Source organism: Kosakonia pseudosacchari (assembly GCF_900184035.1).
GTDB classification, from domain to species: domain Bacteria; phylum Pseudomonadota; class Gammaproteobacteria; order Enterobacterales; family Enterobacteriaceae; genus Kosakonia; species Kosakonia pseudosacchari.
The window spans coordinates 126,011-139,827 of the sequence record NZ_FXWP01000022.1 but is presented as its reverse complement, the minus strand read 5'-3'; the positions used below and the strand labels follow the sequence as shown (position 1 = coordinate 139,827).

The following is a 13,817-nucleotide window of genomic DNA, read 5'->3' as shown; positions in this document are numbered from 1 at the left end:
GGGAGACGTAACGCCCACCCCTTTTCGCGTGGCGATTCAGGCGGCGGACCAGACAGATGCGCTAATGGCTGAAAGCGTCAGCACATCATCCTGTAGCGTACCTGTACCTTCCTGAAGCCGCCAGCTTTTCCCCCGTAACAGCGGTGAATCCTCCAGCACAACTTCACAGGCTTCGCCGCGGTTAATGGCGACCATAACCCGTTGCTGACGGTAAACGCGCAAAAATACCAGCACATTATCGTGCGCGTAAATCACCAGACAGCCGCCGTAGCGCAACGCTTGTGAACGTGAACGCAACTTCGCCATGCGCTGATAAAGCGCCAGCAGTTTGCTATCCTGGCGCTTTTTGTCCCACGGGAACGGCTTGCGGCAAAACGGATCGTTAGCGCCATCCAGCCCCACTTCGTCGCCGTAATAAATGCACGGCGTACCCGGCCAGCTAAACAGCCAGACCACCGCCAACGGTAAGCGCGCAATGTCTTTGCCGAGCACGGTTTTAAAGCGCGGCGTATCGTGGCTGTCGAGCTGGTTAAACATGCGTAATTGCTGCTGATGCGACAGCCCGGCGCGATAGTTATCCATCCATGCCGCACAGGTTTGCGCATCAATTTTTTGCGGATCATAAGAGAGATCGGTCTTCGCCAGAAAAGCCCACACCGGCAGGGTAAAACCGCGATAGTTCATTGCCGCGTCTTCAGCATCCGCCTGTAACCACTGGCGTGCATCGCCAAAATGTTCGCCAAAAACATACGCCTGCGGCTGAGTCTCTTTCGCCGCCTGTGTAATGCCCGTGACATGGCGCAAATTGTTACGCGCCCCGCCATCTTCGCCCAGCATATGCACCACATCCAGCCGCCAGCCATCCATATGCCACGGCGCTTTCAGCCAGTGGCGCACCACGCTCTCTTCTCCCTGATAAATTTCGTCCACGACCGCGGGCGACTGGTAATCGAGTTTTGGCAGGCTCGCATACCCCAGCCAGTCGCGGGCGTGGCCATTTTCGTCAAAGCTGAACCAGCTACGCCAGCGCGAATCCGGGTTGTGGCACGCACCGCCCGTTGCGCGGTTGTGCCGGTCAAACCAGGCATGGGAATCACCGGTGTGATTAAAGACACCATCCAGTATCAGCTTCATGCCAGCTTCGCGCGTGTTGTGCCGCAGGCGCAGCAACGCCTCATCGCCGCCGAACTGCGGATCGACATGGCGATAATCTTCGGTGTCATATTTATGTACGCTGGGGGCGACAAATACCGGGTTGAGGTACAGCGCGGTGATACCGAGCTTTTTCAGGTACGGCAGTTTTTCGCTGATACCGTCAAGATCGCCGCCATAAAAGGTCGAACCGCCCGCGTCGCCAGTCAACGGATCGTCCCATTCACGCATGACAATTGGCTGCCCGGCCGCATCGTGATGATAGATTTTGTCTTGATTTTCGCCGCGCGGCAGGCTGCGGGCAAAACGATCCGGGAAAATCTGATAGAACACCTGGTCTGCCACCCATTGCGGCCCGCTGTCCGGCACATCAATGGCGAACTGCTCAAGCCGCGCGGGCGGAAAGTGGCTAAAACCCTGCGGCGTAAACCAGATCTGGCGGTTTTCCCATAGCAGTTTAAAGCTGTAGCGACGACGCGGCTGCCCGTTCGCGACATCGATCGCCGCCCGCCAGACCGTCACCCCATCGGCTGTCGGTTTGCGCGCGCGATGCATCACCACCGGCGTCTCTTCGTTATCGATTTCCGTGCGCAGCGTCACCCGCTCCGGCAGCGAGGTCCCGCTTAGCCAAAGGCTAATAACGACTTGATCTTGTTTCTGTTTCACAAACGGCGCGACGGGCAAATGCCATGCATTCAACATCAAAAAATCCCCTTTGCTCAAAATGACGCCACTCTTCCACAGCGATTCTCGCCCTGCCTCCTTCTTTCCACTTTTTTCCGGGGGTGAGAGAGAGGGCGCAGATGTGATCTGGCGAGATATTCACCAGGCATTTGCGTGATATTTTCCACGCCCGCTTCGTGCTGATGCCCGAAGCCGCAGGCAAACGCGCTTTTTATACTGATAAAAACTATAGATGAATAAAGGGCTTAGTATGAGCAGCAAACCCGAGATCCTCGTCATCAGCGAAATCCCGCAAGCGATGATCGACACCCTCGAACACCATTTCGTGGTGCATCGTTACTGGCAGCCCAATGCACAGACCCTGGTACGTGAACGCGCTTCTGCCATCCGTGGCGCCCTGACACGCGCTGCGAAAGGCATCAGTACCGCGCTGATAGGGCAGCTGCCGGCGCTGGAAGTGATCGCCGGTTTCGGTGTCGGCGTGGATGCCACCGATCTCGACATCTGCCGTCAACGCGGGATTCGCGTCAGCAATACGCCCAATGTGCTTAACGAATGCGTGGCCGATACCGGGCTGGCGTTAATGCTGGCCGTCACGCGGAAAATCTGCGAGGCCGATCGGTTTGCCCGCGCCGGCGAATGGGAACATGGCGTCTTTCCCGGCGCATGGAAGATGAGTGGCAAGCGCTGCGGCATTGTCGGCATGGGCAATATTGGGCATGACATCGCCCAACGCGCGGCAGCATTCAATATGCCGATCCACTATTTCAGCCCACGGGAAGCGCGCAATCGTCGCTGGCAGCGCCATAACTCGCTTATCTCGCTGGCAAACGCGGTCGATTTTCTGGTACTCACCTTGCCAGGCGGTGCGAAAACGCAGCACATTATCAACCGTGAAGCGCTGGAAGCGCTGGGGCCAGAGGGCATTCTGGTCAATATTGCGCGCGGCAGCGTGGTGGATACCGGGGCGTTAATCGCTGTGCTTCAGGAAGGGAAACTACGCGGCGCCGGGCTGGATGTGTTTGAAGAGGAACCGCATATTCTGCCCGCGCTGCGCAGCCTGCAAAATGTGGTGCTATTGCCGCATATCGCCAGTAATACCGCCGAAACGCGTCAGGCGATGGCGGATCTGACCATCAATAATCTGGTGAGCTATTTTACGCAAGGAAAACTGCTGACGCCGGTGGTTTAACCGGTGTCTGGCGAGACAATGCCGGACAAGCTAACGCTTATCCGGCACGGTTATCAGACTTTACGGCGTTTAAACATCCAGCCAATCAGCAGCAACACAATCCACGCGAAGCCGACATACAGCGAGATGCGGGTGTCCGGATGCCAGCCAATCAGCGCAATAATAAACACGAGGAAAATCAGCCCGGCGACGGTCGTAGCCACCCCGCCCGGGACTTTGAATTTCAGCGCTTTCACTTCATCAGCGGAGAGACGGCGACGAAAACCAATCTGTGAGAGCAGGATCATGATCCACACCCACACCGTGGCGAAGGTTGCCAGCGAGGCGATCACCAGGAAGACATTTTCCGGCATGATGTAGTTCAGATAGACCGCCAGCAGCAGCGCGACCGTCATCACCATCACCGTTACCCACGGAATACCGCGGCGCGAGGTTTTGGCGAACATCTTCGGCGCGCTTCCCTGCTCTGCCATGCCGTGCAGCATCCGCCCGACACCGAACACATCGCTGTTAATGGCAGAAAGCGAGGCGGTCAACACCACAAAGTTAAGAATGCTGGCGGCAAAGGTGATGCCCATATGCTGGAAGGTCAGCACAAACGGACTGCCGTTAGTGCCCACCTGGTTCCATGGATAAATGGACATAATCACGAACAGCGTCCCGACATAGAACACCAGGATGCGCAGCGGCACGGAGTTGATGGCGCGCGGGATCGACTTTTCCGGATCTTTCGCTTCGCCGGCGGTGATACCAATGATTTCAATACCGCCGTAGGCAAACATCACCATTTGCAGCGCCATTACCGTGCCGAGCCAGCCATTGCTAAAGAAGCCGCCGTGGCTCCACAAGTTGCTGATACCGGTCGGTTCCCCCCCGTTGCCAATGCCCCAGATGATGATGCCGAAACCAGCGACAATCATGATGATGATCGTGGCGACTTTAAAGAACGAGAACCAGAACTCCAGTTCGCCGAACACCTTCACGCTCATTAAGTTAATGGCGCAGATAATCAGCACCACGCTCAACACCCAAATCCAGTGCGGCACCGTCGGGAACCAGACGCCCATATAAATGCCAAACGCGGTCACATCGGCAATGGCGACAATCAGGATTTCAAAACAGTACGTCCAGCCGGTGATATAACCGGCCAGCGGGCCGAGGTTTTCCTGCGCGTAGCGAGAGAAGGAGCTGGCAGAAGGGTTATGCACGGACATTTCGCCCAGCGCACGCATAATGATATACGCGGCGACACCGCCAATAATGTAAGCCAGCAGCACGCTTGGCCCGGCCATCTTGATGGCGTCTGCGGAGCCGTAAAACAGCCCGGTGCCAATCGCTGAACCCAGCGCCATAAAGCGAATGTGGCGGGTGCTTAGCCCACGCTTCAGCTTATTAGTACTTTCCATCGTTTCCACTGCCATTATTCAACACAAAAATAAAAAACCACGGAGCGCGTACCCCGTGGTTAAACAAACCGTGTTTGCTGCTGTTAATGCGCGCTGGATGTCACTTGTCGTCCTGCGGCGCGATCCCAGATTGCGGCCAGAATCACCATCACCAGCCCTGGCATCAACCAGGCCAATCCCTGCTCCGCCAGCGGCAAGCGCTGTGTCCAGGCAGGAAGGTGTTCAGCAAACGCGGAGGCTTTCACGCCGTCAAGGATACCAAAAAGCAGGCTGATAAACATGGTCGGCGCAATAACGCGTGTCGAACTGTTCCAGAAGGAGCGGGTAAAACTCAGCACCACCAGTACGATACAGGGCGGGTAGATCATCGTCAGCACCGGAATCGAAATCTGAATCAGGTGGCTCAACCCAAGGTTGGAAACCGCCATCGAGAAGATGCCCAGAATAAACACCAGCGCACGGTAAGAGAGCGGCAGATACTGCGCGAAAAACTCAGCACAGGCGCAGGTCAGGCCAACCGCCGTCACCAGGCAGGCGATGAAAATCAGCGCCGCCAGCAGGAAGCTGCCCGCACCGCCAAAGGTGTGTTGCACGTAAGCATGCAGAATGGCGGCGCCGTTGGCAGACTGCTCAACCAGCGAAGAGCTGTCTGACCCCAGGCGGAACAGCGCCAGATACAGCAGTGTCAGACCCACGCCCGCCATCAGGCCAGCCCAAACGGTGTAACGGGTCAGCAAACGCGCTTCGGTCACGCCACGCGAACGCGCCGCATTGACAATCACAATGCCAAAGACCATTGCGCCCAGCGTATCCATCGTCAGGTAGCCGTTAACAAAACCGTTGGAGAAAGAGGCGTTCTGGTAGGCGTCCAGCGCGTGACTGATGGAACCCGCCGGCCAGACAATCGCGGCGATCGAGAGGATAGTCAGCGCGATGATTTTCAACGGGGCAAGGAAGTTACCCACGGTATCAAGCAGTTTGCCCGGATAGAGCGACACCAGGATCACCAGCGCGAAATACACCACGCTGTAAATCAGCAGCGGCATCGCGCCTTCGCCGGTCAGCGGTGCAATGCCGACTTCAAACGACACGGTTGCCGTACGCGGCGTCGCAAACAGTGGCCCAACCGCCAGGTAGCAAACCGTCGCCAGCAGCACACCCGCCACTTTACCAATCGGTGTGCTCAGGCTATCGACGCCACCCCCCACTTTCGCCAGCGCGATAACGGTAAGCACCGGCAGCCCCACAGCGGTAATCAGAAAGCCAAATGCCGCCGTCCAGACGTGTTCACCCGCCTGTAAGCCGACCATCGGAGGAAAAATGATATTACCTGCGCCAACGAAGAGGGCAAAGGTCATAAAGCCCAGAGCAACAATGTCTCGTGGTTTTAAGTGATGGGTCATAAGTTTTACTGCCTGTGGATGTGGTGTCGTAAAGTGATGAATTATTGGCCTTTCCCGACCGAACAATAAAACGCCAATTGCGTGAAAATTCAGCGGGAAATGCTTTATCTACAACGTGGCGAAGAATAGTTTTTCGATTTACCACGTGAACACAGTCGGTCTGACAATGTATGGGGCGCAATTTAAACGCTTATAACGTTTAAAGGCAAGGTGGGATCGCAAAACCAGATTGTTATGCTGCATTGCAAAAAACAAGCAGTTAAATACTCTATTTATCAGAAAAACACATGGCTGATCATGCGAACAAAAAATCAACAGACGTACAAAATACGTTTCAGCGGCGGTAGACGGTGCGGGAAAGCGGCCTGTTTTCGCAGGCCGCTGGAAAGATATGCTGACAGGACCTTCAGGAAGCGGCTTTTTTGGCAACCAGACGTTCCGGCAGAACAAAGCTAAAACGGGTGCCCTTGCCCGGTTCACTGACAATATCAAGGCGGCTTTCGTGGTGATTCACCGCGTGTTTGACAATCGCCAACCCAAGACCGCTGCCGCCGGTTTGCCGCGAGCGGGCTTTATCCACCCGGTAGAAACGTTCGGTCAGGCGCGGAATATGTTCTGCGGCAATGCCCGGTCCGTTATCTTCCACGCTAAATTCCGCCCCTTGCGGGACATGCTGCCAGCGCACAATAACGTGCGTGCCCGCTGGCGTGTGGTTGACGGCGTTATACACCAGATTTGAGATTGCGCTGCGCAATTGCTCTTCGTTACCAAGCACTTTAAGCGTGTTATCCACTTCAAAACTGAAGGTGTGCTTTTGCTGACTGAGGGTTTGCGCTTCACGCTCGACGACCCGCAGCATCATCGGCACATCAATGGTTTCGTTTGGCGGCAGCGTCGGCGCGGCTTCAATTTTCGACAGCGTGAGTAACTGACGCACCAGCCCTTCCATCCGCGACGTTTGCTCACGCATGGTGTGCAGCGCTTTTTCGCGCGGCGCCCCTTCCAGCGTTTGCTCCTGCATCATCTCCAGGTAGCCCTGCAGCACCGTTAACGGCGTGCGCAGTTCATGGCTGACGTTAGCGAAAAAGTTACGCCGCGCACCTTCCAGCTGGTGCATTTGTGTCACGTCGCGCGCCACCATCAGCAGCTGTTGCTCGCTGTAGGGCATGACGCGGATCTCAAGATGCCGCCCATTATTGAGCACCAGATGCAGAGGTCGGCCAAACTCCTGGTTCCTGATGTATTTAGTGAATTCGGGGTAGCGCAATAAGTTAAGGATATTCTGGCCGTTATCGTCCGGCCAGCGCAGCCCCAGCATCTGCTGCGCAAGACCGTTACACCAGAAAATCGCCCCTTCTTCAGTGGTAAGGATCACCGCATCCGGCAACGATTCCGCACCGCTGCGAAAGCGTTTGATCAAATTTCCCAGTTCGCGGCGGCGCTTTTTGTTACGCATCTGCATCTGGTGTAGCCCGTAAAGTAGCGGCTCCCAGCTTCCCGTGCCCGGCGGCGGCGTCATGCTTTTATCGACCCACAACCACCAGGAAAGACGCAGTAAATTCCAGAAATGCCAGATCAGCAACCCGGTTACCGCGGCGAACAAAAACCAGGGCAGGTAACCGAAAATCGCGCCGAGAATAAAGGCGGGGATACAACAAAGGAGGAGCTCCAGCACCAGCCTTTTCCATGACAGCCGTTCCAGCACGCGTCACACTCCTGTCAAATTTCAGAAACGGGTCGAAAAACGATATCCCGTGCCGCGCACTGTTTGCACCATACGATCGTGGCCGCTGTGTTCCAGCGCTTTGCGCAGACGGCGAATATGCACGTCCACGGTTCTGTCTTCAACGTAAACGTTGGTTCCCCATACGTGGTTCAGCAGCTGTTCGCGGCTATAAACCCGTTCCGGGTGCGTCATAAAGAAGTGTAAGAGTTTAAACTCTGTCGGTCCCATATCCAGCGGATTCTCACCGGTCATCACGCGGTGAGAGGAAGGATCGAGGCTCAGCCCCTGCATTTCTATCACCTCTTCCACCGCCATCGGTGAAATACGGCGCATCACGGCTTTAATGCGCGCGACCAGCTCTTTCGGTGAAAATGGCTTGGTAATGTAATCGTCCGCCCCCGTTTCCAGGCCGCGAACGCGATCCTCTTCCTCCCCGCGCGCGGTCAGCATCATCACCGGAATATCACGGGTCATCGCTTCGCGTTTAAGATGTTTAATAAACTGAATGCCAGAACCGCCAGGTAGCATCCAGTCCAGTAAAACCAGGTCGGGCCAGGGTTCGTTAAGTTGGTTCACCGCGCTGTCATAATCTTCAGCTTCCACCGGTTGAAAACCATTTTGCTCGAGCACGAAGCACACCATTTCACGGATCGGTGCTTCATCTTCTACGACCAGAATTCGTCTCGCCATAATTCGCCCTGTTTTAATTAAGTCGTCAGTATATGTAGCGGCGCCATTATGCGTCAGTTTTATGACAGATTTATGAATAAGATGACCGCTATATGACCCGTGCGGTGGCCGTGTGACAACGCAAATTTGCGTTCGGTTATGTCCCTCATCTGCTTAATGTTTATAATCGGCTTTACGCTTTTTCGCCACGGAACCGCTATGCGCATCATTCACACTTCAGACTGGCATCTGGGTCAAAACTTCTACAGTAAAAACCGCGCTGCCGAACATGACGCTTTTCTCGATTGGCTGCTCGCCGCCGCCGAAACGCACCAGGTGGATGCCATTATTGTCGCAGGCGATATTTTCGATACCGGTTCCCCGCCAAGCTACGCGCGCGAGCTTTACAACCGCTTTGTGGTCAAACTCCAGCAGACGGGCTGCCAGCTTATCGTGCTGGCGGGAAACCACGATTCCGTGGCCACGCTGAATGAATCAAAAGCGATCCTTGCCTACCTGAAAACCACCGTGGTGGCCAGTGCAGGCACCCAGCCGTTCTGGCTCTATCGCCGCGATGGCGAACCCGGTGCGGTATTTTGCCCGGTGCCATTTTTACGCCCGCGCGATATTACCGTGAGCCAGGCAGGGCTTTCCGGACAACAAAAACAGCAGCATTTGCTGGCAGCGATCACCGATTACTATCAACAGCAATTTTCTCAGGCCTGTGAACTGCGCGGTGACAAACCACTGCCGATTATCGCCAGCGGCCATTTAACCACGGTGGGTGCCAGTAAAAGTGACGCGGTACGTGATATTTATATCGGCACGTTAGACGCTTTCCCTGCACAAAATTTTCCACCGGTGGATTACCTCGCGCTCGGCCACATTCACCGGGCGCAGAAGATTGGCGGCCTCGAGCATATCCGCTACTGCGGCTCGCCCATTGCGTTGAGTTTTGATGAAACCGGGAAAAGCAAAAGCGTCAATCTGGTGACCTTCGCCGAAGGTAAACTCGCCGATGTCACGGCGCTGGAGGTTCCGGAAACTCAGCCGCTAGCGGTGATAAAAGGCGATTTCGCGGAAATTTGCCGTCAGTTAGAACAGTGGCGCGATGCGCCCACAGAGCAGACCGTATGGCTGGATATCGAAATCGAAAGCCATGAATATCTGGCAGATATGCAGCGCAAAATCCAGCAGGTGACAGAAGATTTGCCAGTCGAAGTGCTGCTGGTGCGCCGCAGCCGTGAGCAACGCGAACGCATTCTCTCCGGCGAGTTACGCGAAACCTTAAACGAATTAAAAGTCGAAGAGGTCTTCGCCCGCCGCCTTGCGCTGGCAGAACTCGACGACACACAAAATGCGCGGTTACACACGCTGTTTAGCGAAGCGCGTCAGGCGCTGGATGAGGAGAATGAGGCATGAAAATCCTGAGCCTGCGGCTAAAAAACCTGAACTCGCTTAAAGGCGAGTGGAAAATAGACTTCACCGAAGAGCCGTTCGCCAGCAACGGTCTGTTCGCCATTACCGGCGCGACCGGTGCGGGGAAAACCACGCTGCTCGACGCCATCTGCCTGGCGCTGTACCACGAAACACCGCGCCTTAGCACCCTTTCACAATCGCAAAACGATTTAATGACTCGCGACACCGCTGACTGCCTGGCTGAAGTGGAGTTTGAAGTGAAAGGCGTTGCCTACCGCGCATTCTGGAGCCAGAGCCGCGCCCGCGGGCTGCCGGAGGGCAATCTGCAAGCCCCGCGCGTTGAGCTGGCTCTCTGCGCCGACGGCAAAATCCTTGCCGATAAAGTGAAAGACAAGCTTGATCTGACCGCCTCACTGACCGGGCTGGATTATGGCCGCTTTACCCGCTCCATGTTGTTGTCACAGGGGCAGTTTGCCGCGTTCCTCAATGCGAAACCGCGTGAACGCGCAGAGCTGCTCGAAGAGCTGACCGGCACCGAGATTTACGGCCAGATTTCCGCCATGGTGTTTGAAAAACACAAAGCGGCGAAAACCCGGCTGGAGCAGTTGCAGGCGCAGGCAAAAGGCGTGGAACTGCTTAGTGATGAGCAGCGCCAGCAGCTTGCACAAAGTTTGCAGGCGCTTACTGACGAAGAGCAACGTTTGTTGGCAGGGCAGCGCGACAAACAGGCACAGGCCAACTGGCTGAACCGCGACGCGGAGTTGCGCACCACGCGCGGACGCGCACAGGCCGCGCTGGTACAGGCCCAGCAGGCGCTGGCCGGTGCCCAGCCGCAGTTAGCGGCGCTGGAACGTGCGCAACCGGCGCTGCAATTGCGCCCATTGTGGGATCGGCTTGCAGAACAGCGTAACGCGCTGGTTCGCACCCGTGCGCAGAGCGAAGAAGTAAATACTCGCTTACATGCCAGCCTGTTACAGCGTGCGCGCATTCGCCTTAGCGCCCAGCAGCAGCATGCAACATTGCGGGAAACGCAGAAAACGCTGGAAAGCTGGCTTGCTGAGAACGCCCGTTTTCAGCGCTGGCAGAGCGAATTAACCGGCTGGCGCGTGTTGTTCAACCAGCTGGAAGAAGAGAAAAAACAGTGGATTGGGCTGCAGCAACGCGTGCAGAGCCAGGAGGCGAAACTGCGCACCTTGCCTGTGTCAACACTGGCGATGAGCGAAGAAGAGACGGCGGCGGCAATGGCGTTGTGCGCACAAAACCGCCCGCTGCGCCAGCAGCTTACCGCCCTGCATGCCCGTTTCGCTCCGCTGCGCAAGCAGCTGGCGCAGCGCCAGCAAAGCTTGCTTGATTTACGCGCCGAGCAGGAAAAGATAAGCCTGGAGCTGGCGCGCAAACGCGAGCTGTATAAAGAGAAAAACCAGCTGCTGACGGAAGTCACCACCATTTGCGAGCTGGAAAACCGCATCAAAGATCTGGAAAGCGAACGCGCGCGCCTGCAACCGGGTCAGCCTTGTCCGCTGTGTGGCGCAACCGAACATCCGGCGATTGCGCATTATCAAACCCTTGAACCCGGCGTCAATCAGGCGCGGCGCAGCGCACTGGATCTCGAAGTGCGCCAGGTCAAAGAGGATGGCGTCGCACTTAGCGAGCGGCTGAAAGGGCTGGCTGAACGCTACGAAAAAGATGAGCGCGAAGTGAAAAACCTGCAACAGGAGGAGCAAAACTGGTTGCAGGAGTGGGCGAAAGCCTGCGCCGCGCTCAGCGTCACGCTGGAGCCGCATCGTGAGTTAACCAGTTGGCAAAGCGCGCAGGATGCATATGAACATCAGCTTTACTTGCTAAACCAGCGCCAGACACTGCAGGTGCAAATCCGCGAACTTCATCAACAAAGCGAACAGTACCAACAAGCCGTGGTCGCCCGCCGTGAAAAACTGGCGACCGCGCTGCAACAACTGGATCTGGCCCTGCCGCCGGAAGGCGAAGAGGAGCCGTGGCTGGCGGCGCGCACGCAGGAAGCCGAACAATGGCAACACCAGCAGCAACAGCTCAGCGCGCTGCACGAAAAGATGGCGCAACTCACGCCGATCCTCGAGACGCTACCGGAAAGCGACACCGCCAGCGACGATCAAACGGCGGCGCTGGAAGGCTGGCGGAAAATACACGATGCGTGCCTTGCGCTACAAAGCCAGTGGCAAACCTTGCATCAGCAACTGGCGCAAGAGGAGCAAACCGCAGCCGCGCTGGAGCAACAATTTACCGATGCGCTGGGAAACAGCATTTTCGCCGATCATCAGGCCTTTCTCGACGCCCTGCTCACCGAACCTGAACGCCAGCGCCTTGAGCAGTTACGCCAGAAGCTCGACAGCGAATGCCAGCAGAAACAGGCACTAGCGAACAGCGCTGAACAGGCATGGCGTGCGCACCAGGCGCAGCCGCCTGCGGCACTCTCACCGGATGCCACGGTTGAAAGCATCGGCCTGGCGCTGGACGCGATTTCGCGCCAGCTTCGGGAAAACACCACCCGCCAGGGGGAATGCCGCCAACAGTTGAAGCAGGACGACGATAACCGCAAGCGCCAGCAAAACGTATTGCAGGAGATGGCGCATGCCAGCGTGCTGTATGACGACTGGGGACACCTGAACGCGCTTATCGGCTCCAAAGAGGGAGATAAATTCCGCAAATTCGCCCAGGGTTTAACGCTGGATAACCTTGTCTGGCTGGCGAACAACCAGCTTAATCGCCTGCATGGACGTTATTTGCTGAAACGCAAGGAGAGCGATGCGCTGGAACTTGAGGTGGTCGACACCTGGCAAGCGGATGCGGTACGCGATACGCGCACCCTTTCCGGCGGCGAGAGCTTCCTGGTCAGCCTGGCGCTGGCGCTGGCGCTCTCCGATCTGGTCAGCCATAAAACCCGCATCGATTCACTGTTCCTCGATGAAGGCTTCGGCACCCTGGACAGTGAAACGCTGGACACGGCGCTGGATGCCCTTGACGCGCTGAACGCCAGCGGTAAAACCATCGGCGTGATTAGCCATGTGGAGGCGATGAAAGAGCGCATCCCGGTGCAGATCAAAGTGAAGAAAATTAACGGACTGGGCTACAGCAAACTCGACGGGAAATTCGCGGTGAGTTAAAAATAAGGGCGCGTTCAACCGCGCCCTTGTTGTTTATTCGCCCTGCGGCCACAGCCATGCCGCGCCGCGTACGCCACTGGAATCGCCGTGCAGCGCTTTGCGGATCGGCGTTTCGCACTCACCGCCAAACACCCAGTTGCGCAGCAGCACCGGTACGGTCTGGTAAAGCCGCTCGACGTTACTCATGCCGCCGCCCAGCACAATCACATCCGGGTCAAGAATGTTCACCACATGCGCCAGCGATTTCGCCAGCCGCAGCTCGTAGCGGCTAATCGCCAGTTCCGCCACCGCATCCTGCTCGTCTACCAGACGCATGATTTCATGGCCCCTGAGCGCATTGCCGCTAAGCCGCTGATAATCCGTGGCAAAGCCGGTGCCGGAAATAAAGGTTTCAATACAGCCCTGTTTGCCGCAATAACAGGGGACTTCGGTGCGATAGCGTAGCTCATCCTCATCCATCCACGGCAGCGGATTGTGCCCCCATTCGCCTGCAGTGCCGTTACCGCCGATGTGCGCGTGGCCGTTAAGCGCCACGCCGGAACCGCAGCCGGTGCCAATAATCACCGCAAATACCGTTTGCGCACCGGCTGCCGCGCCATCCACCGCCTCGGATACCGCCAGGCAGTTGGCGTCATTTGCCAGCCGCACCTCGCGATTCAGCCGCTGGCTCAAATCCTTATCGAACGGTTTACCGTTCAACCAGGTTGAGTTGGCATTTTTCACCACTCCGGTGTAGGGCGAAATCGAACCGGGGATCCCCATGCCTACCGTGCCGCGCTGCCCGGTCTCTTTTTCCGTGAGATCCACCAACGAGGCGATTAGCTCAATGGTCTGCCAATAGTCACGCGGCGTGGCCTGGCGATGGCGAAACAACTCTTCGCCTTGTTCACCCAGCGCAATAATTTCTGTTTTTGTACCACCTAAGTCGATACCGATACGCACATCAAACTCCTCATAGTGGACCACGCATTAGCAATGCAACGGCGGCGACAATTCGCTATCATGCCCGCTGCATTTAACGACAAG

The 13,817-nt window shown here is 56.7% G+C and carries 9 protein-coding genes; 3 read left to right on the top strand and 6 right to left on the bottom strand.

The features are described 5' to 3' along the window. Nucleotides 1–36: 36 nt before the first annotated feature. Nucleotides 37–1,854 carry a maltodextrin glucosidase gene (malZ, locus tag BN2591_RS17735; RefSeq protein ID WP_086873227.1) on the bottom strand — a complete coding sequence of 606 codons (1,818 nt, stop codon included), beginning with the start codon at nt 1,852–1,854 and terminating at the stop codon, nt 37–39. Between the two features lie 232 nt (nt 1,855–2,086). Between malZ and BN2591_RS17730 the strand changes: the two genes are divergently transcribed. After that, nucleotides 2,087–3,028: a 2-hydroxyacid dehydrogenase gene (locus BN2591_RS17730; protein ID WP_244173023.1), complete on the top strand. Its 942-nt coding sequence runs from the start codon at nt 2,087–2,089 to the stop codon at nt 3,026–3,028. 53 nt (nt 3,029–3,081) lie between these two features. Here the strand turns inward: BN2591_RS17730 and proY are convergent, their stop codons facing one another. The 4 genes from proY to phoB all read right to left on the bottom strand — a co-directional run bounded on the left by proY (nt 3,082) and on the right by phoB (nt 8,253). Continuing rightward, nucleotides 3,082–4,434, bottom strand: a complete 1,353-nt coding sequence (proY, locus tag BN2591_RS17725) for a proline-specific permease ProY (RefSeq protein WP_086873225.1) — start codon at nt 4,432–4,434, stop codon at nt 3,082–3,084. Nucleotides 4,435–4,517: 83 nt separating this feature from the next. Beyond that, complete coding sequence (gene brnQ / locus BN2591_RS17720; protein ID WP_086873224.1) at nt 4,518–5,837, bottom strand: branched-chain amino acid transporter carrier protein BrnQ; 1,320 nt, start codon at nt 5,835–5,837, stop codon at nt 4,518–4,520. A 406-nt stretch (nt 5,838–6,243) separates the two neighbouring features. Further along, complete coding sequence (phoR, locus tag BN2591_RS17715) at nt 6,244–7,542, bottom strand: phosphate regulon sensor histidine kinase PhoR (RefSeq protein WP_086873223.1); 1,299 nt, start codon at nt 7,540–7,542, stop codon at nt 6,244–6,246. Between the two features lie 21 nt (nt 7,543–7,563). Further along, on the bottom strand, nt 7,564–8,253 hold the full coding sequence (gene phoB, locus BN2591_RS17710; RefSeq protein WP_007373472.1) for a phosphate response regulator transcription factor PhoB: 690 nt from the start codon (nt 8,251–8,253) through the stop codon (nt 7,564–7,566). A gap of 198 nt (nt 8,254–8,451) precedes the next feature. On the opposite strand from phoB, the gene sbcD reads away from it, so the two are divergent. Beyond that, a complete protein-coding gene (gene sbcD / locus BN2591_RS17705; protein WP_086873222.1) occupies nt 8,452–9,654 on the top strand; it encodes an exonuclease subunit SbcD in 1,203 nt (400 codons plus the stop codon). Next, complete coding sequence (gene sbcC, locus BN2591_RS17700) at nt 9,651–12,791, top strand: exonuclease subunit SbcC (RefSeq protein ID WP_086873221.1); 3,141 nt, start codon at nt 9,651–9,653, stop codon at nt 12,789–12,791. Before sbcD ends, sbcC begins: the two co-directional genes overlap by 4 nt. A 33-nt stretch (nt 12,792–12,824) precedes the next feature. On the opposite strand, the gene mak is transcribed toward sbcC, so the two are convergent. Further along, nucleotides 12,825–13,733 (bottom strand): fructokinase, encoded by a 909-nt coding sequence (gene mak, locus BN2591_RS17695; RefSeq protein ID WP_086873220.1) that lies wholly within the window; start codon nt 13,731–13,733, stop codon nt 12,825–12,827. Nucleotides 13,734–13,817: the final 84 nt, after the last annotated feature.

Coding starts and splice junctions, on each gene's coding strand:
- sbcC (WP_086873221.1), top strand. CDS start 9,651: ATGAAAATCCTGAGCCTGCGGCTAAAAAACCTGAACTCGCTTAAAGGC.
- brnQ (WP_086873224.1), bottom strand. CDS start 5,837: ATGACCCATCACTTAAAACCACGAGACATTGTTGCTCTGGGCTTTATG.
- phoB (WP_007373472.1), bottom strand. CDS start 8,253: ATGGCGAGACGAATTCTGGTCGTAGAAGATGAAGCACCGATCCGTGAA.
- malZ (WP_086873227.1), bottom strand. CDS start 1,854: ATGTTGAATGCATGGCATTTGCCCGTCGCGCCGTTTGTGAAACAGAAA.
- sbcD (WP_086873222.1), top strand. CDS start 8,452: ATGCGCATCATTCACACTTCAGACTGGCATCTGGGTCAAAACTTCTAC.
- proY (WP_086873225.1), bottom strand. CDS start 4,434: ATGGAAAGTACTAATAAGCTGAAGCGTGGGCTAAGCACCCGCCACATT.
- BN2591_RS17730 (WP_244173023.1), top strand. CDS start 2,087: ATGAGCAGCAAACCCGAGATCCTCGTCATCAGCGAAATCCCGCAAGCG.